Raw genomic sequence first — 20,491 nt, forward strand, 5'->3', positions numbered from 1 at the left:
AAAATCATGGACAGAATAAATGATGTTGTTTTTATCGAAGGTTTGGGTTATGATTCTAATGTTTATCTTATTGGAAACGTAATAGTAGACACCGGGGCTGGAAGCAATCCCGATTATCTCTTTTCTGAGATAAAAAAAGCAGGGATAAATCCTGAAGATATCTCTAAGATTGTCAATACGCACTGCCACTATGATCATGTAGGTGGAAATTTCTTATTTGATGCAGATATTTCCATACATCACTTAGATGCACCTGCTCTGGAGAATGCTGATCAAACTACATCTGTATCTTATATGTTTGGAAAGTCATTAGAACCCATGACTATTTCGAATAAACTTAAAGAAGGAGATAAAATAGCGGGCTTTGAAGTTATTCATACTCCAGGACATACCCGTGGGGGGATATGTCTTTTTGATGGGGAAATCTTAATATCCGGAGACACAGTTTTTGCCAATGGAGGGTTTGGTAGAGTTGATATCGGGGGCAATATACAGGACATGACCAATTCTCTTGAAAGATTAAACAAATTAAATGCTGAATTTTTATTACCGGGACATGGTCCCTGGGTAAATAACGCCAATCAACATATAAAATGGGCTCATGAAATGATTAAAGGATTTTAATATTAAAATAGTAAAGATAAATTCTTTTTTTAAAATTTATTTTTTCACATAAACTGTAATGTTGTTTGACCTGTAGTGGGTGGCTAAAAAATCAAAATATGTTATTTTCCATTGACTTGCCTGTTCTTGAGCATTCACACATGTGTAAAATGAGTCCCATTTAAAGGATTCCACTACTGCTGTTTCATCTGCTTCTGCAATGGCCTTCATCCCTTCACTGTAGTTGCCTGTGATATTGATTTTATTATAACTACCTTGAAGATTTTTGCTTCCATTTAAATTATAATAATCATACAATTCATATTTTTGATTTTTCGGATCAAAAAGGACTACTTTCCAGATGAAAGTATCCGAAGTAGGATAAGCAGTTATTTCTGTGAAATTTTCGTTTAAACTAGATTCCATAGAGTTGATGGCATTATTTTTTTCATAAGCCCTTATGCCTCCAAATAAAATCAACATTATTAAAAAAAGGATCATAATAATTTTTTTGTATTTTAAATTAATTTTTAAATATATTATTATCAGCACTGACAGTGAAACAAGAGTAGTTATCAAATCAGTGTAATAATAGATTTCACCGCTGAATTTAGCTAAAGAAAATGGATAAAATAATGGCAATCCTCCTGTGGTTAAAAAATCAAGTAAAAGATGCATCAAAACCCCGAAATACGCAAGTGTAATAGTTTTCCAGTTGAAATCTATGTTAAAATCTCTTTTAATCGCCTTACTGATTAGTCTGCGCACTGGCTTTCTACTAATGATATAAAGAAAGATAATTGCGGTGATGAAACCGAATATTAACGAATGGGTGATTCCCCGGTGGCTGAAAATAAAAAGATATGGGAATAAAAATCCTATTATCACCAGTACAACATCAAAATCAATAGAAATTCCCCCCAATCCTCCGGCCAGTGGGTTTTTACAACCTAAGAAAAAAAGGATTATGAATGGGACTAAAAAATGTGTGAAAAGATCCATTTATTTTACTCCAGATTAGAGATTATTCATTTATTTATACAAATTTTATTTAAATATTTATTGAAAAATAATTTTAGAGTATTCACTAAAATTTAGATTTTAAAAATTATATGCAGTGAATTGCGATAAGCTGTGGAGGTTAAAATGCTCCTCCGCCTCCTCCACCAAGTCCGCCACCCACTCCACCTAATCCGCCCCCTCCTCCAAACTCACCACCATTATTATTTTCAAAGGATCCTCCGGAGGAGAATGAGTTATTTAAGCTGATATTTATTGATTCAAAGAGAAGATGATCTCCTCTGTAATAATAGAACATGAATATTTCACTATTTGCTAATTCTGCTGTTGGTAATGATATTTCCATAGCTTTAATCACTGATTTAGCTTCACCTAATGCAGTTGCATAAACCAGATATTTATTCCATATCTCAACTGATTCTGGAGGATATTCTTTGATCAAACTAAAATCATGAATGTACTTCTTAAAATTCTGCCATTTTGCATTGTACTCTTTTCCATTGGTACTCCAATGACCTCCAATTTTTTGAGGAAGCAATAAAGATGTTATGGATATCAAAATCAACATGACAGAGGATATTAGGATGTATTTCGCGGCAGGTAGGTTATAAATACCCCATATGGCTATTAGTATGGATAATAATCCTATTTTTCCAAATTTTTTTAGCTTTACATCTCCTTGGTTGGAAAAAATTTCTATTAATTTTTCGTCATTAAAAATTTGAGCTTTAATGGCGCCTCTCCAGTTCAAGTAAGATCCTGTGAAAATTCTACTGGTTTCCCGAGTTTTTGCGCTATGGGAAATTTCTTCTAGAGATATTAGGTTATCTTTGGCATATGTTTTTAAAAAGTTATATGCATACAATTCAAACTCTTTAAGTGCTTCATGTTTTTTAGAGTGGTTCAATTTTAAAAATAATGATTTTTCCTGATCTTCAGCACGACGATTCGCAATAATTATAAATTTTCTATTAATTAGATCAAGTATGGTGGCTTTAAAACCATCCATATTGGGCTCACCAACTTTTTTTGAAAATCCCTCGCTGCATATGGCATTAACAATTGCTGGTGGATCATGGGTGGGTATGTCACGTTCATAAACTGCTCTATAATCTATTTTAGGTTCCCGACCATATTTCAAGTAAATAATAACTGGAATAAAACAAGCTGAGATAAGTAAAATGGTTAATACAGTATATAATAAATTCATTAAGTTCAGATAATTTTGATAATCGCGCTGCACTTTCTCTATTGCCGCAGCACCATTTTGATTTAATTTTATTCCATATAGTGGATTGGCCATAAATTGACTTTTAGGAATTATCATCCGGACTTCCAAATATTTTCCTGAAGGAATGGCGTTACTGGTAATTTCCAAGTTGTTGTTATTCCATGCAGAATTTTCAACATAGTATGGGGGATTTAACCAGTATATTACACTTTTATTTGATTTTAAGTGTATATTGGTAGTTAACCTTTCAATATCTGTAGCCCAACCACTGCCAACTAATTTATAATGTAACTCTGCCACATCATTATAAAATTTCACTACATACAAATAGTCATATTCAATAACCACCTTCACCTCTTTATCTGTAATGGGCCTTGTTTTTTGAGGGTTTGAATACAAAAAAATGGTTATATGTTTATTGTTGTTTTTTTCACTGATAGAATAGTTGGAATATGCTCCAGTTGTATTAATTTGAAGATTATTGATCTTCTGACCGTCTAAAGGGATGTCACGGTATACTCCGTTATAGGTTCCCTGAAAAGAGTAATTAATAGTTTCTTTGACATGTATGCTCCCATCGTCATTTACCACAACGTCCACGTGCATAAGTGGAATAGAATAACTTCGATGAGCAAAAGCTAATGATGAAAAAAAGGAGATTATTATTAAAAAAAGCAGGATAAAAGAAATGAAATGCTTTTTATCCATTCAATCACCTAAAATTCTACTTTAGGCACTGATCTAGCTGATTCTTCAATTTCGAAAAATTCTGCTTCTGTGAAATTAAATTGAGAAGCAATAATATTGCTGGGGAACATCTGGGTTTTGTTGTTGTACATTAGTACTGTGTCGTTGTAAAATTGCCGGGAATATGCAATCTTATCTTCAGTTTCTGATAATTGATTTTGAAGGTCTTGAAAATTGGTGCTGGCTTTTAAATCAGGGTAGTTTTCAGCCACAGCAAAAAGTGTTTTCAAGGCTTCGGTGAGTTGATTATTGGCTTTTTGATTTTCTTGCACTGTTTGAGCATTCATTAAACTTGAACGAGCTTTAGTAACATTCTCAAATACGCTTTTTTCGTGTTTAGCATATCCTTTAACTGTTTCTACAAGATTAGGTATCAAATCCGCCCTCCTATTTAACTGGACGTCGATTTGGGACCATGCATTTTTCACACGATTACGCAGACTCACCAGACTGTTATACATTAATACAATCCAAACAATAAGCACTATAATTATTAAAATAATTGCTATTATCCACAGACTCATTTTATTGCACCAAATAACTAATGGATTTTTTATTATTTAAATCTTGTTAAGATTTTATTATCCCGGTTATTCCCTGTTTTTATAAAAATTAGATGATAGGGTAATAAAAAAAGATTTTTTAATTAAATAAACAGTATTTTAATAGAATTAATAACTTAAAAAAGATTTTAAGGATTATTTGGTGAACATTTTTGTAACTTCTTTCACGGCGCCTATTTTCACTAAAACGGATACTCGGCTCCCTTCATTTAAAATCATATCTGGATGAGGAATTTCGATGTGCCCGTTATTATAGATAGAAACAATAATATAATTATCTGTTGGAGAAACATCCCCTACTGTTTTTCCAATGATTTTCTTATTTTTTATGGCCATATCTAATATTTCAGCATCACCATGCCCTAAAACAATTAAATCCGCTACTTTGGGGCGAGTAATAAGTTTTTCCAGATAACCTGCAGCAGTACGTTCTGGGCTGATTACATCATCTATACCCACTTTACGGAAAGCTTCTTCATGATCTGGATTACTTACACGTGCTATGATTTTGGGTATGTTGTACTCTCTTACCAGGATACAGGAGAGCAGATTTGCTTCGTCATTTCCGGTGGCTGCCACAAAAACATCTGCATTATGAATATTAGATTCTTCTAAAGTTTTTGTATCAGTACCATTACCGCAAATTACCAGAGCATCCAGTTCTACAGCAGCATTACCACATAATGATTCATCATTTTCAATTAGAGTAACATCGTGACCATCAGAAATTAAAAGATTGGCTAAGGTCAACCCTACTCGACCGCCGCCCATTATAACTACATACATAGATACACCTTGATTTAAGCATTAAAAAACTCTTAAATTAGTAAAAAACTCATGATTTAAAGTTTATAATTATGATTTATAAGTTAAATTTAATATCTTATCGGATGATTCTCTATGATTATTCCTACTAATAAGCTTTTTCTATAATGCTATTTTTAGCTTTTGAAAACCTCTAACGCCCCTCTAAATAATACTAAAACTGGTATAATTTCTAATCTCCCTAACCACATGCTGAAAATCATTACTATTTCTGCTATATCGGGCATACTTGGAGAAATTATCCCCATGCTTAGTCCTACATTTCCTTGGGCTGAAGCAGCTTCAAATAATGCATTCAATGGGTCGTAACCATATATGCAAAGAACAAGCCAACTAAATAAAAGAAATATTCCATAAACAGTTATGTAAGATCCAGCTTCTCTAATTTCTACGTCGGTCACAGTTTTTCCAGATATTTTTCGGGGAATAACTGATCCTTCAGGCCTTAAAATTTTTATTATCTCCCAATACATTCCTTTAAGAAAAGTAACTAATCTTATTAGCTTTATAGCTCCTGTAGTAGAACCTGCGGCCATTCCTATAAGCATGCAGGTAATAATTAATATTTTCACATAAACTGGCCAAATTAACATCTGTGATGATGGTTGAACATTAGATCCGGTACAGCTAAGCGCGGAAACAACATTAAAAATAGAATCAAGCGGAGCAATATCACCGCTTAAGAAAATAAATATAGAAACCATGGTAACAATAATTATCATGGCTTGAAATTGTATGTCCTTCAAAATAAACTTCACATTCCCTTTTAGAGTACGATAATGGACTAAAAAACTGGTTCCACCTACAATCATCAAAAATATAGTAATGATTGTTATCAGATCGCTGCCATAAGAACCAATATTGCCATTCTTAATGGACATCCCCCCAGTGGAAAGATTAGTCATGGTATTGTTTATGGCATCAAAAAGAGGCATCCCTGCCAGCCCATAGAGAACAATCCCTAATAATGTGTAAAATAAGTAAATCCACCATATTGTTTTAACTGTATTGGCAATACTGGGTTTTATTCTCTCTTCACGAGCTTCTGATTTATATAATCTTGAAGCAGCGGTACCGGGGCGAATTAATATTCCTATAACTACAATAACTACTCCAATTCCACCCACCCATTGTTCTAAACTTCTTAAAAAAAGCAAAGATTTAGGCAAAGCCTCCACATTGGTGAACATAGTTAATCCACTGCCGGTCCAAGCAGACATATTTTCAAAGTAAGCATTAATGAAACTGATATTGATGTCTGTATTTAGGATCATTACCAAAGCCCCAATAAGGGCAGCCCATAACCATGCCAGTGCGGCAATCATCATCCCATGTTTTAATCGTATTGCATCTTGTTTGGGTGGGGCTTTTTTCAGCACAGTTCCTATGGTAAATGAGATTATAGAAGGGATTATAAAACTAATGTAGTTACTTTCACCGTAAATTAGGGCGACTATTATGGGTAGTAGGACTACAACCCCAATACCCTGCATGATACCGCCTAAATACTCGGATACAATATAAATATCTCGTCTACCTAAAAATCTCATAATTATCTTATTAGAGATATTCTCTAACACATATAAATTTTAGCATAGTTTAAAAAAACGCATTAATTAACTTTTTTTAAATATAATAATGGATAAAATTGTTTAATTAATGGTTAAGCATATTTTTTAGGTCCAAAATTATAAAAAAATTGTTTTTATCTAAACAAATTTAATTATATGCTTCACGGATTATTTTTTATTTTTTTCACTAGCTTCTAACTCAGACCCTAAGAAATCTTTAATATCCCTGATGCTGTTTAATAATTGTGCCGGGAATACAATGGTTGAATTTTTTTCAGCAGCAATATTACTAAGTACTTGCATTATCCTCAATTGTAGGGCAACGGGGTGTTCTGTTATAATGTCTGCGGCTTCTCCTAATTTTCCTGCAGCGAGATATTCACCTTCTGCAGATATAATTTTGGCTCTTTTTTCTCTTTCAGCTTCTGCTTGTAGTGCAATTGCTCTTTGCATGCTTTCTGGCAATTTTATATCTTTTATTTCCACCGTTGTTACTTTAATTCCCCAAGGTTCGCTATGGCCGTCGATAATTTCCTGAATTTTCTGATTAACTTTGGGCGTGTCTGATAAAACTTCATCAAGAGTAAATTGCCCAACCACGCTTCTTACTGTAGTTTGGGAAATTTGATTAACTGCTCGATTGTAATTTTCTATCTCTACCACGGCTTTGTAGGCATCAACTACTTTGAAATAAGCTACTGCCGCCACATCTATAGTTACATTATCTTGTGTGATTATCTTTTGAGCAGGAATGGGCATGGTTACTATTCTGAGGGAGGGTTTAACCATCCGATCCACTAAAGGGATTATAATTCGCAGTCCAGGTTCTTTGACTCCTATAACTCTTCCTAGTCGAAAAACAACTCCTCTTTCATATTGATTTACTATGCGAATAGAAAGCCCTAAAATTATCAATATGATTCCTATTATGATAATAATGGTTAACCAATCCACATTATAACCTCCAATCCATTTTTCATGATTAATATTTATGATATTGAAAGTTAATAAAACTGTTCATGGGATTTGATCTAATGAAAAAGCAATTATAAATTTTGAATAGGGTTTATCATTCAGGGATTATTAAACTATATTTGTGATACAGTTCAATTACAATTAGTATTGATTTATAAAAATTAAGATTTATTTGAGGACTTAAATGATCTTTAAAACTAACTGGAAAGTTTTCGATCAATAACTTATTCAGTAAGCTTAATAAAAGAAATAAAATAAGAAATTCAAGAAACCCAATTAGGGATTTTCTGGAATCTAAAAATTAATAATTCATCTATTTATTCAACTAGTTCACCAAATGCAAACTTAGGTCTGGTAGCATTGATTTTTATTTTAACCTCATCGCCGACCTTTGCACCAGGTACAAATACTACGAATCCTTCTACCCGGGCGATCCCATCGCCATCTCGGCCTAAGTCTTCTATTTTAACATCGTATTCTTCACCCACATTAATTGGGCAGGAGAAACTTTCTCTTCTATTGTAGTCATTTTCAAACAATTCATCACATCCTAAAGTCAAAATGACACTAATTTTGAGTCATATCTAACCATAGCGTATGCACTCAAGTCTCATAAAATAATTCAAACAATTGATATATTAAACAAATGTCAGAATAAACCTATGATACTATTACATGTACATCGAATCTAAATCTTAATTTCATGGCATATAAAGATATGTTTGTAAAAATTCTTTTTTTTATTAATTCACTGGATTTTTTCAACCAATGGAAAAAAATGGATTTTATGTCAATCTGGGTGTTATTTGTTTGATTAATTATAAGCAATGATAAGAATTTTTTTTAAATCTTTTCGATTTAAGCAGTTATATTAGTTATTAACTAAAAATAAAATAGATATGATAGGAATTATGTCTGATTCTCATGATAATTTAACAGCAATCGAAGACGCTGTTAAGTTTTTTAACAGTGAAAATGTGGATTTGGTTATTCACGCTGGGGATTTAATTTCTCCTTTCACGGCCCAGAAATTTAAAAGACTTAAAATGCCGTTTGAAGCAATTTTTGGGAATAATGATGGTGAAAGAAATGGACTTAAAATAGCATTTTCTGATTTATGTGTTTTAGAGGATTTTAAAGATTTAAATATTCGTGGGAGAAAAATAGCTGTTATTCACGGGACTCAATCTAAAATAGTGGATTCTTTGGTTTATTGTGGGGAATATGATGTGGTTGTAAGGGGCCACACCCATCAAATAGATGTTTCTAAAGATTTAAGATCTGGAAAAACTATGGTAATCAATCCGGGAGAGGTATGCGGATATTTATCTGGCAAAAAAACATTAGTTCTTTTAGATCCTGAAGATATGTCTTATGAATTGATCGAGTTATAGTTTAAATACTATGATGTTATATGATTAGAGCAGTTATCACAGATATTAATGAATTACAGATTTTGAAGGTTTATAATGAAACATAAAGGATTAATTCTAATACTGCTTGGATTGGGCATTTTAATTGCCATGATATTTATAATAGGCCCTGATAAAATTGAACAGGCATTTAAACAAGCTAATCCCGTTTACATATTGCTGGCGGTGGTAGTGCAATTAATAACATATATTTTATTGACTTTAAGGTGGTCTATAACCACAAATTCAGTGGGCATCAATGTCAAAAAAAGGCACCTGCTACCTATGCTCATGGTGGGAATGGCTGTAAATAATATAACTCCCAGTGCCCGGGGCGGCGGCGAACCTTTAAGAGCATATATGTTAAGTAAATATTCTAAATCGTCAATGGAATCCTCTTTTGCAACGGTTATCGCGGACAGGGGTTTGGACACTTTCCCATTCCTTGTTTTAGCTGTCATGACCATAATTGCCATGATACTGTACTTTAATTTAAGTTTATGGATAATTTTAAGCTTAACAATGGCTGTAATTTTAATTGTAGTCCTGTTTTTAATTGCTCTTTATATGTCTGTAAATAAGAATGCTGGAGAAAAAATTACTTTGTGGGTTTTAAGGATAATTAAAAGATTCTACCATAAAAATCCAGATAAGCTCAAAAAAAAGGCATTAGGAGCTATACATGAATTCCAACACACTATAAAAATCATGCTAAGTGACCCAAAAGTAATGCTCTATGGAATTCCGCTTTCATTCTTAATTTGGTTTTTGGAAATAATACGAGTATATTTAGTATTCTCCGCATTTGGGGTTGATGTTTCTTTAATTGTAATAGCCGAAGTTTTTATCATTGCCAGCTTGATTGGAATGATTCCTCTCCTTCCTGGAGGATTAGGGGCTGTTGATGGGGTTATGATCCTATTTTATTCTGCAGCAGGCATACCTCCATCAATAAGTGCAGCAGCCACGGTATTGGAGCGATTAATCTCGTTTTGGATGACTTCAATTTTGGGGCTGGTATGCCTGCCCTATTTTGGTTCAGCAGTTATCAAAAAAATATCAAAGAAATTATAATGGCATTAATTATATAATATAATTAAAATAAAATATTCATTTAATCAAAACTTTAACAATTTATTAAAATATTAAAGTTTTATTAATATGGACAAATTATGGGTCCTAAAATGGTTTTCAGTGATTTTAGATGCAAGATAGTAAATTATTAGAAAAGAACAGCAGTAATTTCAATAACTCACAAATTGAAAAGGAAAGGCCACTTACTGCGCATGAAAAGCTCATGTTAAATATTAGAAGTTCTTCATCTTATTTAAATTCTTTAATTGATAATAATCCCGATCCCTGGTATTTATATGACCTTAAAGGATTCATAGTTGATTGTAATCACCCTTTTGAAGAATTAATTGGATATAAAAAACAAGAAATCATTGGAAAATGTTTTCTCAAGCTTAAAATTTTACCATTAATACAGAGAGCCCGTGCCAAAATAATACTGGATAAGAATTCGGCTGGAATCATAAGCAATCATGATGAATATGAATTCACTAGAAAGGACGGGAGCTTAATAAATGTGGAAATTAATACCTCTTTAGTAGAAATTGATGGCCATAAGTTGGTTATGGCTACAGTAAGAGACATTGAAAACCATGCAAAAAAAGAGGAAGAATTTCAAAAGAGCGTTGAATCTCGCGAAGAAATGATTGAAATTCTTTACAAACAGATTGAAAAGAATTTACAAATTGTAACAAGTCTCATGAACCTTCAAAAAGCCCATATGAGGGATAATAAAGATGTTGATTTTCTTCAAGATACTCAAAACAGGGTAAAATCAATCCGGAAAGCATATGAAAAATTACTGCATTCTCCAGAATTAACTCAGATTAACTTTTCTGAATACTCCAAAAGTATTCTTTCCGGTCTTTTAAGTACATACACTCCAGAACCTGGAAATATAAGGTTAGATATTCAAGTAGAAGATGCTTTCATGGATTTAGACACTTCAATTCCTTTGGGGATGGTTTTGAGTGAATTAGTATCCAATAGTTTCAGGCATGCATTCAAATCGAATGTTATGGGTCAAATCAGAGTAATTTTTAACAACCGTGATAATTACTATCTTCTAAAAGTTCAAGATAATGGAAAAGGGTTCCCAGATGGGGTTAACTTTGATAGAAATACATCATTAGGTCTTCAGTTAGTTAAAAGTCTGGTCAAACAGATAGATGGTGAAATGAAACTTAAATTAACTGGAGGATCCTGTTTCTCTATAAAAGTCCCTAAATCTAAAAACAAAGAAATCTAATGATAATACATTTTCATTATTTCACGCCATATATTTAATTTTTCTACATTTAGCACTGATTTTGTTATATGCCCTTAATTTACAGCTTACAGTTTGTTTAATCGCGATTTTATCAATATATGTTGATTTAAACTGTTAATAAATTTTTCAAGGGGATTTCGAAATATTTTTAAATAATTTAATTATTTTTTTTAGAAACTCAAAGGATTAATCTATCTGTAATAAATCAATATGGTTTTGAAAATCCTTTATTTTATCTTAAAATCAAATAGAAAAATATATTAATAGTTCTTTTACTACATCAACTCGGTGATAATTATGCAACTAAACGGCGTGGAAATAGAAGATACTTTTGCAGAAGCTTTTGGTATACAAGTTTCACGATTGCTGGTGACTGCAGCAACTAAAAAACTGGCTAAAATAGCTGCTACTGAAGCAACTGGGTACGGAACTTCAGTTATTGGATGTCCGGCGGAGGCTGGAATAGACTGTTATGTACCTCCAGAAAACACTCCAGATGGAAGACCGGGTTATATAATCATGATCTGCAATATGAACAAAGGTAAACTTGATCATGAATTACTAGAACGTGTGGGTATGTGTATACTTACAGCTGCAACTACCGCAGTTTTTGATGCCATGGATAATGCTGATGAAAAATTAAAAACAGGCCAAAAATTAAAGTTCTTTGGGGACGGATATGAGAAAAAATTAGAAGTCGATGGAAAAACTGTTTTTTCAATTCCTTTAATGTCTGGAGATTTTTTAATTGAAGGTGAGCTTGGAATAAAGTCCGGTGTTGCCGGGGGTAATATTTTTATCTTAGCTGAAAATCAAGCCGCTGGACTACTTGCAGCAGAAGTTGCAGTAGATGCTATTGAAAATGTTCCTGGAACCATTACTCCATTCCCTGGAGGAATTGTGGCTTCTGGTTCTAAAGTAGGATCCAACAAATACAAATTTTTAGGCGCTTCAACCAACGAAAAAATGTGTGTAACCCTAAAAGACGAAGTAGAATCAGATATCCCTGCTGATGTTAACGGTGTTTATGAAATTGTAATTGATGGTGAAGATGAAGAATCTGTTAAAGCTGCAATGAAAGCCGCAATAGAATCTGCTGTTAAAGTTCCTGGAGTTTTAAGAATCAGTGCAGGAAATTTCGGTGGAAATCTCGGTGCTTTCAAGATAGGCTTACATGATTTATTCTAAAACCATCTTAATTTTTTTCTTTTTTTAGGTATTCTACCTTTTATTAAAACCGATTTTTCAAAGTTAGAATTGCTATTATTTCAAAAATAGCTAATAATAATTTAAATATTTTATTCAATACAGAATTGTTTCACATTTTCTTGTTCTACAATTTTCCATATATCATCTTCAGAAAGATTGACACCTAGAAGTATTCCCTGTTTGTCTAATTGTTTTTCTATCTTTTTGATTTTTTTAACATCTGGTGCAGCAATGGTGTGTAAGTGTATGTGGCGTGAAATCTCATAAAGTGCAGTTAAAGAACGTCTTGCATCAGGACGCTCGTATTCTTTTTGACAACGTTCAAGATCAGATTTATTTCTTAAATTTAAATTGCGGCTAACTACTTGCCGAACACCAGGTAAATAATGTTTTGAATCAAGAATACGGCCACCATTTCCAATAATAATGTTTTTATCGTCAAGCTTTCCTACTTCATGCTTAACCAACATCTGAACTACCTTGCCTGATTTTTGTATAGTTTCCCTGATTTCACTTTGAGTCATATTAACTCCAAGTAAAAATCCTCTATCGCGTAATTTCTTTTCTACAATTCCTAAACTCATAGTATTCGGCCCTGAAATCCTGTGTGTATGAATACCGCCTCCAGATAAGGCATATATTCTATCTAATGAGTCTTTTTTTGTTGAATCCTTGTTAAGTATATTTAAAAATTTTTTAATTTCTGTTAAATTATCAATACCAATATTTCTCTTGAGAGGTTCTCTAAATCCAGGTAAATAATATTCAATATCCTCTAGAGCACACCCCTGGTTTAAAATGATTTCAGCTTCTTCACCAATCTCAGAAACGCCGTGATTTTCTACAATGGTGATCTCGGGTTTAATAACTACTTCTACCAAACGACCGTATTTACGAGCCACATTTTTAATCTCATCTGCTTCAAGGTTAACTCCCAAAAGGAGGTCTTCTTTTTTGAGTTCATCAGCCAGTTTATTCAGGGTTTCTTTGTCTGGTCCGGATATCCAATGGGAGTGTATACCACTCACGGATTCGTAAATTCTTTCCAACGATTTTTTCCGATTAACATCTTTTTCTAAACTACTTAAAAAAGTATTTAACTGGTCTAATTTTGTTACTCCAATTTTACGGACAAGTGGCTCTTTAAATTCAGGTAAATGGTATTCTATGTCCTCTAAAGTACACCCATACTTTAATATTATTTCTGCTTCTTTTCGAATATCCTCTACATCGTGCATTACTGTGATTTTCAGCATGGTTGGTTCAATAGCAGCAAAATAAATGTCCTCTCCACCACTGGTTTCAGGAGATATAACTCTATCTGCACCAGAGCGGTAAAGACGTTTGATATTCTCTTTTTTACTTGCCCTGGTGACTATCCATATGTTTGGGTGTATTTCACGTGAGGTTAAGGTGATGAATAAATTATCCACATCATCTCCGGTAGTTATAATAACGCCTCTGGCTCTTTCAATCCCGGCTTCTTTCATAACACTTTCTTCAGTAGCATCTCCGGGTATGGCCAGGACTTTAGGATCTTCCCAAAGCTCTTTTTCCACCAGATTCCTATCTTTTTCAATGATAATGGTTTTTTGATTCCTTTCTTTCAATTCTTTAAAAACAGCTGCTCCAACTCGCCCATATCCACATAAAACAAAATGGTTTTCCATGGCTGCCATTTTTTTCCTCATTTTAGAACCAGAAGTAATTTCTTCAAAGGTCATGGTTATCACCGATACACTTAGACTAAAAACATATGCAATAAGACCTACTCCACCTAGTGCTAGAGAAACTGCAAAAATTTTCTGTATTGCAGTCGCAGGCAATATGTCCCCATAACCTACCGTAGCCAGAGTTACAATAGCAAAATAAAGGGCGTCAACAGGGTTTAAATTCATAATATAAATAGATCCAACGAATCCATATATTATGAGTCCTCCTAAGGCTAATAATGCATAGTAAAACACGGATAATGGGACTGCCTGAATATCTTCTGCTGTGGGTAGTTGGGGAATACGAGAAGATGCCAATGAAACACCTCATATTTATGTTTTTTATGCATAGACTAAGGGATCCGATTTGGATAAGATTACACTTAATTATAGTTAATGCTAGAATGTTTAGGTTTTTATTTTTAGTGTTATTATTAAATATTGTTTTATAAGTTATAAATATGGTTTATTTCTAATCCCCTACACTATCAACATATTTAATCGCTATTTTATAATGATACATTTGATAATGATTTATCTCTATTGAAATAAGTCAATTCGGATGTTCCATGGATTAATTACCTCTTAGGGCATATGTATTCTTATTATTAATTGATTAAAATCATTCTAACTTACTACTTTTAAATAATATTATTATGAGTGGGATACAAATAAATCATATTCATAAAATATTAAAGATTGTAGAACTATGCAGCTAATGTTCTCATTATGTTTATTCAAAAAATATTCTTAATGGAGATAAGATGTGAGGAAAATGAAGTATGATGTAGTTGTTGTTGGTGGGCGGTTAGCTGGTTCAACTTCTTCTCTTTTTGCATCTAAAGGTGGTTTGGATGTATTGATGATTGAAAAAAGACAGGAAATAGGAACCCCTGTTCAATGTGCTGAAGCCACGACTAAGGATACATTTAATATCCTTGAAATGGATCCCTCTAAAAAATACATATGTGCCGACATTGATGGTGTAGATTTTTACGCCCCCAATGGTAAGCACTTTCGAATTAGGGGCAATAATATGTATGGATTCCGGGAGGGGTATGTTTTAGAAAGAAAAATCTTTGATAAACATCTTGCAATAGAATCAGCTAGGTGTGGCACAGACATAATGGTAAAAACCACTGTTAAAGATTTAATTATAAAAAATGGTAAGGTTTGTGGGGTTGTTGCAAAGCATCTGGATAAAACATTTGACATAAAAGCGGATATTGTCATAGCAGCAGATGGTATTGAATCGAATATAGCAAGAATGGCGGGGCTTAAAACTTTTAATCAAATCGGAGATATGGCATCTTGCGCTCAATACGAAATGGTTGGTGTTAAAATGGATCCTAATTATCTACAGATACATCATGGGCAAAATATAGCTCCTGGGGGGTATTTATGGATGTTTCCTAAGGGTAATGGAGTTGCAAATGTAGGTTTGGGTGTATTAAATGCAAAGGAAACTGCATATTATTATCTCACTAAGTTCATAGAAAAATTGGATGCAACACCAGTTGAACTTAATATAGGTGGTGTGCCTCTTTCTGGACCCATAGAAAAAACTTTTTCGTCGGGATTAATGGTTGTGGGAGATGCAGCAGGACAGGTTGATCCAATGAATGGTGCAGGAATACAAAACACGGTAACTTGTGGCAGGATTGCGGGTGAAATAGCTGTAGAATCAATAGAAAGTGAAGATACATCTTCAAATTATCTTAAAAAATATGAAGACCTTTGGAGATTAACTATTGGGAATAGTTTAGAAACCTCACTCAAATACCAGAAAATTTTTCAGAACCTTAATGATGATGATTTCAATGTTCTAGCTGAATTTTTAGAGAATAAAAATATAGAATCAATTTCAAAATTATCAATACTTAAATTTTTAAAGGATTATCCTCATCTCATAACACTGTTATTCAATGTTTTCATTCTAAAACAGTAAATGCTCCAGCATAAATTTACATAATTAAATGGGGTGCGGGGGAAGTATTATGGATTATAATGCAGACGTCTTGATAAAAATTATTAAGTTGGGAAGGCCCCAATTCACATTTGGTATTTTAATGTATTTTTTAATTGGCACCTTATTTGCTCTTTTATCAAATGCAAACTTTGATTTGAATAAATTTATTTGGGGTTATCTTATCCTATTCATGGCCAGCATGGCCACTCATTATTCAAATGATTATTTTGATTTTGAAGTAGACCAGTATGGTACTCGAACTCCATTTTCTGGAGGTAGTGGTATTCTAGTTGAAAATCCAGAGTTGAAAGATTTATCAAAAAAATTGGCTTACTTTTTTATAATTTTATCCCTAATAATTGCAGCACTATTTACAGTTTATTATTCATTTCCACTTTCATTTTTCTTGTTTGTGTTGTTTGGAAATGCTTTAGTGTGGTTTTATTCAGCCCCTCCCATAAAATTATCTTATCGGGGGGTAGGGGAATTTGGAAATCTATTAAATGGTTTTATAATGCCGGGAGCGGGTTATTTTGTAACGATGGGCACTATAGATCTCCCTTTTATAATTTTTTCCACACCTTTTCTTTTTTTACAGTTCATGTTCACCATAGGCGTGGAAATTCCGGATATGGAAGGGGATGAATTGGGCGGTAAAATCACATGGATTGTTTCTAAAGGCCGTGAATTTGGTTTTAAACTAATGGGAATATCTGTAATATTGGCCACGGTTTCATTTTTAGTTATACCTCTCACAAATCTATTTCCCCCAATAATAGATTTTCGAATACTCACACTTATTTCATTGATTCCATTAAGTTTAGGTTTATTTGCGTTATGGAAAAGACCAGTAGACAAAATTACAGCTACCAAACTGGCCACATATAATGTTGGATCTCTTTTTGCAGTTTGGATACTAGTAAACTGTTACTTCATTTATTTATTAAAATAAGATACTTGTGTAATGTGGAGGATAATACTCTTGCAAAAGGCTAGGTTAAAATAATGTAATTATTTTCATTGATTTATCTGGACATTATAGTAATATAATTGAAAAAAAATAAACTGCTAAAACAAAGAATAATTATTCCTAAATATATAATATGGATAGTGATAACATGAAACCCCTAGACATGATGGTCACAGACCTTAATGCAGAGTATTTGGGCATCCCCAAACTTTCTCTCATGGAAAATGCTGGCAGATCCCTTGCAAAACAGATATCATTAATTTCAGACCCATGCAAAGTGAATATATTCTCAGGTTCGGGAGGTAATGGAGGGGATGGTTTTGTGGCTGCCCGTCATCTGTTAAATATGGGGTTTGATGTGGAAATTTTTCTTTTAACTCATCCTTCTAAAATCAAATCCTCAGAAAGCAAATCTAACTGGGACATTCTCCAAAATATGGTTCCATATATGAGTCCTCTAAAAATTAATTTAATCAATGACTCTTCCCAGCTAAAATCATCTTTCCTGGAGATGGATGATGAAGTTATAGTGGATGCTATTTTAGGAACTGGTATAACTGGTGAACTTAAAGAACCCGTTAGAGCTGCTATAAATTTAATTAATAAATCGCATTCCATTAAAATTGCAGTAGATATTCCTAGTGGCATGGATCCTTTAACTGGGCAGGTTGATGATGTTGCTATTGAGGCAGATTATACGGTAACTTTCCACAAGCCAAAAACAGGATTAAAACAAGGTTCTCATGAGAATATTGGTAACCTTATTGTATGTGATATAGGTATTCCAAAAGAAGCAGAAGTATTTGTAGGTCGTGGTGATCTTTTAAGGATCAAAAAAAGAGATGAAAATGCTCATAAGGGGGCAAATGGTAGAGTTTTAGTTGTAGGGGGGAGCCATGATTATACTGGGGCTCCCGCTTTAGCTGCAATGGCATCTCTTCATTTGGGGGCGGATATAGTTATAGTAGCATGCCCCGAAAGCGCTTCTATTCCTATAAAATCATATTCTCCGGATTTAATAGTTAGAAGTTTCCCAGGAGATTATATTAATTTAGATATGGTGGAACCTATTATTGAAATGTCCCATAAAGTTGATTGTGTTTTGATTGGTTGTGGTGTTGGGGATAAACCTCAAACAGAAGAAGCTCTTAATTTATTAGTAGAAAAATTGGTGGAATTGAATAAAACAATGGTTCTGGATGCAGATGCTTTAAAACTGGTTGAAAAAGAAAAAATTAAAAATGTTGAAAATTTGACGTTAACTCCACACTCTGCAGAATTCAAATCTTTTTTCAAAAATCAAGATTCCATAATTCTTTTTGATTTGCATGAAAAGATTACAGCATTTCAATCTGTTTCTCAACAAATTAAAGGAACAGTGCTATTAAAAGGAAAAATGGACATGATTTTTCAAGGTCAAAAATTCCGCTTGAATAAAACTGGAAGTCCTGGAATGACCGTCGGCGGAACTGGAGATTGTTTGGCAGGGCTTGTATCGGCCCTAATGGCTCAAGGACACTCTTCTTTTGATTCTGCATGCTTGGCAGCATTTATCAATGGAATGGCTGGTGAGCTAGCTGAGAGAGAATATGGGTATCAATTTACAGCATCTGAAATGCTAAAATTCTTATCAAAAGCAACTCAGTTGATATTCTGATTTTTTACATAATCTAAAAGAAAAAATAATATTTTATCAGAAAAGACCCATGGCTTGGCCAATTACAAGGATTCCAACTCCCATTATTCCTCCAAAACCTGCCACCAGTACTGTAAGAATATTAATGGGTATTTCTATAAATGGCACCAAATTCACAATAAAAAGGAATATTACACCCATCACCATATTAAAAACACTGGTTAATGCAAATTTTCCAATTTTTGATAATAGTTTGATTCCAAATAAGCCCAAAGCTACAATGAGGCTTCCAATAACAATTAATATCATTACTGTAAAAATTTCCATGTTAAATAACACACCATTTATTCTAAATTTAATCTCGAGAGATTTTTATTCAAAAAAATTAAGATTAATATAATTAATCTTTTTTACATATTTTATTATAAAATGCAGCTTGCATAGCATAATTTTTGACCATTCCAGTCATTTCTCTTTGATCAAGGGCTTTATCTTCGAAGGATACTACGTCTTGTTGATAAAGGCTGAAAGGTGATTTTCTTCCCACAATTCGCATGCTGCCTTTATGTAATCTGATTTTAACTGTACCCCTTACCCTGCGCTGCATATGGTCTATGATGTGGTCTAAATCTTCTCTTAGGGGGTCATGCCACAATCCATTATAAATTAACTCGGAATAAGTGCTGGTGATATTTTCACCAAATTTAAGCTCGCTACGGGTGAGTGTAATCTGTTCTAATGCATGGTGGGCTGTAATGATTAAGAAAGCGCCAGGAGTTTCATAGATTTCACGGCTTTTAAGTCCTATTATCCTATCTTCGATAATATCTACACGACCAATACCATGGAGTCCAGCAATTTCGTTGCACTTATTAATTAAGTCGAGAGGGCCCATTTTTTCCCCATCTAAAGAAATAGGCACTCCATTTTCAAATTCCATTTCTAATATCTGAGGTTCTTCTGGGGAATCTGTACTGGATTTTGTCCAGCTGAAGGCATCTTCCGGTGGTTCAACCATGGGGTCTTCTAGTATGTCCCCTTCTATGGCCCGCCCCCATAGATTTTCATCAATACTGTACATTTTATCAGAAGGTAGTGGAATATCACATGATTTGGCATATTCTACTTCTTCAGTTCTTGTTAAATTTAAGTCACGTATAGGTGCTATTACATCACAATCAGACATTGATCGGATAATGGCTTCAAATCGGAATTGATCATTCCCTTTACCTGTGCAGCCATGGGCAATTGTTGTAGCGCCTTCTTTTTTAGCAAGCTCAACGATTTTCATGGCAATTAAAGGTCTAGCTAGTGCGGTACTTAGGGGATATCCTTCGTAAAGGGCATTGGCTTTAATAGCTTTAAAAATATAATCTTCTGCAAATTCTCTTTGAGCATCTAGGGTGTGGTGCTTGTAGTTACCGAGATCAACGGCAACTGACGCGGGACGTTCAATTTCTTCTCGAGGTTGTCCTACATCTACACAAGCAGTTATGACTTCCATATTATATTTTTCTTCCAGCAACTTTATGCAAACTGATGTATCAAGACCACCACTGAATGCGAGGACTACTTTTTCCATTATATCACCTGATGATAGTTATTTTTATTCATATCTTGTTGCAATATAATTTTTATAAAAGAGTATTTGGCTCTAATTTTAATCATTTTTGGAATTAATTGCAATTGATATTATAAAATTAATTT

The 20,491-nt window shown here is 33.4% G+C and carries 18 protein-coding genes; 8 read left to right on the top strand and 10 right to left on the bottom strand.

Going from position 1 to position 20,491, the window contains the following annotated elements:
* The first annotated feature begins 6 nt into the window (after positions 1-6).
* Positions 7-624 carry an MBL fold metallo-hydrolase gene (locus MXE27_RS05640; protein ID WP_248611429.1) on the top strand — a complete coding sequence of 206 codons (618 nt, stop codon included), beginning with the start codon at positions 7-9 and terminating at the stop codon, positions 622-624.
* A 36-nt stretch (positions 625-660) separates the two neighbouring features.
* Here MXE27_RS05640 and MXE27_RS05645 read toward each other — a convergent pair whose 3' ends face one another.
* The 7 genes from MXE27_RS05645 to MXE27_RS05675 all read right to left on the bottom strand — a co-directional run bounded on the left by MXE27_RS05645 (position 661) and on the right by MXE27_RS05675 (position 8,074).
* Positions 661-1,605: a metal-dependent hydrolase gene (locus MXE27_RS05645; RefSeq protein ID WP_248611430.1), complete on the bottom strand. Its 945-nt coding sequence runs from the start codon at positions 1,603-1,605 to the stop codon at positions 661-663.
* A 139-nt stretch (positions 1,606-1,744) separates the two neighbouring features.
* Positions 1,745-3,562 (bottom strand): DUF2207 domain-containing protein, encoded by a 1,818-nt coding sequence (locus tag MXE27_RS05650; RefSeq protein ID WP_248611431.1) that lies wholly within the window; start codon positions 3,560-3,562, stop codon positions 1,745-1,747.
* Between the two features lie 8 nt (positions 3,563-3,570).
* A complete protein-coding gene (locus MXE27_RS05655; RefSeq protein WP_248611432.1) occupies positions 3,571-4,125 on the bottom strand; it encodes a LemA family protein in 555 nt (184 codons plus the stop codon).
* A gap of 174 nt (positions 4,126-4,299) precedes the next feature.
* Complete coding sequence (locus tag MXE27_RS05660; protein ID WP_248611433.1) at positions 4,300-4,950, bottom strand: potassium channel family protein; 651 nt, start codon at positions 4,948-4,950, stop codon at positions 4,300-4,302.
* Positions 4,951-5,105: 155 nt separating this feature from the next.
* Entirely contained in the window at positions 5,106-6,542 is a 1,437-nt protein-coding gene (locus tag MXE27_RS05665; protein ID WP_248611539.1) for a TrkH family potassium uptake protein, read from the bottom strand.
* Between the two features lie 186 nt (positions 6,543-6,728).
* Positions 6,729-7,514: a slipin family protein gene (locus MXE27_RS05670; RefSeq protein ID WP_248611434.1), complete on the bottom strand. Its 786-nt coding sequence runs from the start codon at positions 7,512-7,514 to the stop codon at positions 6,729-6,731.
* Positions 7,515-7,852: 338 nt separating this feature from the next.
* Positions 7,853-8,074: a TRAM domain-containing RNA chaperone gene (locus tag MXE27_RS05675; RefSeq protein WP_248611540.1), complete on the bottom strand. Its 222-nt coding sequence runs from the start codon at positions 8,072-8,074 to the stop codon at positions 7,853-7,855.
* Between the two features lie 360 nt (positions 8,075-8,434).
* On the opposite strand from MXE27_RS05675, the gene MXE27_RS05680 reads away from it, so the two are divergent.
* The 4 genes from MXE27_RS05680 to fhcD all read left to right on the top strand — a co-directional run bounded on the left by MXE27_RS05680 (position 8,435) and on the right by fhcD (position 12,476).
* Positions 8,435-8,929, top strand: coding sequence for a metallophosphoesterase (locus MXE27_RS05680; RefSeq protein ID WP_248611435.1), 495 nt, complete (start codon positions 8,435-8,437; stop codon positions 8,927-8,929).
* Positions 8,930-9,004: 75 nt separating this feature from the next.
* Positions 9,005-10,021, top strand: coding sequence for a UPF0104 family protein (locus tag MXE27_RS05685; protein WP_248611436.1), 1,017 nt, complete (start codon positions 9,005-9,007; stop codon positions 10,019-10,021).
* Positions 10,022-10,151: 130 nt separating this feature from the next.
* Positions 10,152-11,267, top strand: coding sequence for a sensor histidine kinase (locus MXE27_RS05690; protein WP_248611437.1), 1,116 nt, complete (start codon positions 10,152-10,154; stop codon positions 11,265-11,267).
* A 318-nt stretch (positions 11,268-11,585) separates the two neighbouring features.
* A complete protein-coding gene (gene fhcD, locus MXE27_RS05695; protein WP_248611438.1) occupies positions 11,586-12,476 on the top strand; it encodes a formylmethanofuran--tetrahydromethanopterin N-formyltransferase in 891 nt (296 codons plus the stop codon).
* A gap of 110 nt (positions 12,477-12,586) precedes the next feature.
* Here fhcD and MXE27_RS05700 read toward each other — a convergent pair whose 3' ends face one another.
* Positions 12,587-14,527 carry a 3H domain-containing protein gene (locus MXE27_RS05700; RefSeq protein WP_248611439.1) on the bottom strand — a complete coding sequence of 647 codons (1,941 nt, stop codon included), beginning with the start codon at positions 14,525-14,527 and terminating at the stop codon, positions 12,587-12,589.
* Positions 14,528-14,984: 457 nt separating this feature from the next.
* Here MXE27_RS05700 and MXE27_RS05705 point away from each other — a divergent pair, with 457 nt between their 5' ends.
* From MXE27_RS05705 to MXE27_RS05715, 3 genes are all read left to right on the top strand, one after another.
* Complete coding sequence (locus MXE27_RS05705) at positions 14,985-16,157, top strand: geranylgeranyl reductase family protein (protein WP_248611541.1); 1,173 nt, start codon at positions 14,985-14,987, stop codon at positions 16,155-16,157.
* A gap of 49 nt (positions 16,158-16,206) precedes the next feature.
* Positions 16,207-17,130, top strand: a complete 924-nt coding sequence (locus MXE27_RS05710) for a prenyltransferase (protein ID WP_248611440.1) — start codon at positions 16,207-16,209, stop codon at positions 17,128-17,130.
* Between the two features lie 166 nt (positions 17,131-17,296).
* Positions 17,297-18,805 carry an NAD(P)H-hydrate dehydratase gene (locus tag MXE27_RS05715; protein ID WP_248611441.1) on the top strand — a complete coding sequence of 503 codons (1,509 nt, stop codon included), beginning with the start codon at positions 17,297-17,299 and terminating at the stop codon, positions 18,803-18,805.
* A 36-nt stretch (positions 18,806-18,841) separates the two neighbouring features.
* Here the strand turns inward: MXE27_RS05715 and MXE27_RS05720 are convergent, their stop codons facing one another.
* Together MXE27_RS05720 and MXE27_RS05725 are read right to left on the bottom strand one after the other, a co-directional pair.
* The gene (locus MXE27_RS05720; RefSeq protein ID WP_248611442.1) at positions 18,842-19,111 is read right to left on the bottom strand and encodes a pro-sigmaK processing inhibitor BofA family protein; all 270 of its coding nucleotides are present in this window, start codon (positions 19,109-19,111) and stop codon (positions 18,842-18,844) included.
* Between the two features lie 73 nt (positions 19,112-19,184).
* On the bottom strand, positions 19,185-20,366 hold the full coding sequence (locus MXE27_RS05725) for an argininosuccinate synthase (protein ID WP_248611443.1): 1,182 nt from the start codon (positions 20,364-20,366) through the stop codon (positions 19,185-19,187).
* Between the last annotated feature and the right edge of the window lie 125 nt (positions 20,367-20,491).

This window comes from Methanobacterium alcaliphilum (assembly GCF_023227715.1).
Classification (GTDB): domain Archaea; phylum Methanobacteriota; class Methanobacteria; order Methanobacteriales; family Methanobacteriaceae; genus Methanobacterium_E; species Methanobacterium_E alcaliphilum.

Bases quoted from the DNA above. Each gene is read 5' to 3' on its own strand.
- MXE27_RS05640 (WP_248611429.1), top strand. From the start codon at position 7: ATGGACAGAATAAATGATGTTGTTTTTATCGAAGGTTTGGGTTATGAT.
- MXE27_RS05645 (WP_248611430.1), bottom strand. From the start codon at position 1,605: ATGGATCTTTTCACACATTTTTTAGTCCCATTCATAATCCTTTTTTTC.
- MXE27_RS05650 (WP_248611431.1), bottom strand. From the start codon at position 3,562: ATGGATAAAAAGCATTTCATTTCTTTTATCCTGCTTTTTTTAATAATA.
- MXE27_RS05655 (WP_248611432.1), bottom strand. From the start codon at position 4,125: ATGAGTCTGTGGATAATAGCAATTATTTTAATAATTATAGTGCTTATT.
- MXE27_RS05660 (WP_248611433.1), bottom strand. From the start codon at position 4,950: ATGTATGTAGTTATAATGGGCGGCGGTCGAGTAGGGTTGACCTTAGCC.
- MXE27_RS05680 (WP_248611435.1), top strand. From the start codon at position 8,435: ATGATAGGAATTATGTCTGATTCTCATGATAATTTAACAGCAATCGAA.
- MXE27_RS05685 (WP_248611436.1), top strand. From the start codon at position 9,005: ATGAAACATAAAGGATTAATTCTAATACTGCTTGGATTGGGCATTTTA.
- MXE27_RS05690 (WP_248611437.1), top strand. From the start codon at position 10,152: ATGCAAGATAGTAAATTATTAGAAAAGAACAGCAGTAATTTCAATAAC.
- fhcD (WP_248611438.1), top strand. From the start codon at position 11,586: ATGCAACTAAACGGCGTGGAAATAGAAGATACTTTTGCAGAAGCTTTT.
- MXE27_RS05705 (WP_248611541.1), top strand. From the start codon at position 14,985: ATGAAGTATGATGTAGTTGTTGTTGGTGGGCGGTTAGCTGGTTCAACT.
- MXE27_RS05710 (WP_248611440.1), top strand. From the start codon at position 16,207: ATGGATTATAATGCAGACGTCTTGATAAAAATTATTAAGTTGGGAAGG.
- MXE27_RS05715 (WP_248611441.1), top strand. From the start codon at position 17,297: ATGAAACCCCTAGACATGATGGTCACAGACCTTAATGCAGAGTATTTG.
- MXE27_RS05720 (WP_248611442.1), bottom strand. From the start codon at position 19,111: ATGGAAATTTTTACAGTAATGATATTAATTGTTATTGGAAGCCTCATT.
- MXE27_RS05725 (WP_248611443.1), bottom strand. From the start codon at position 20,366: ATGGAAAAAGTAGTCCTCGCATTCAGTGGTGGTCTTGATACATCAGTT.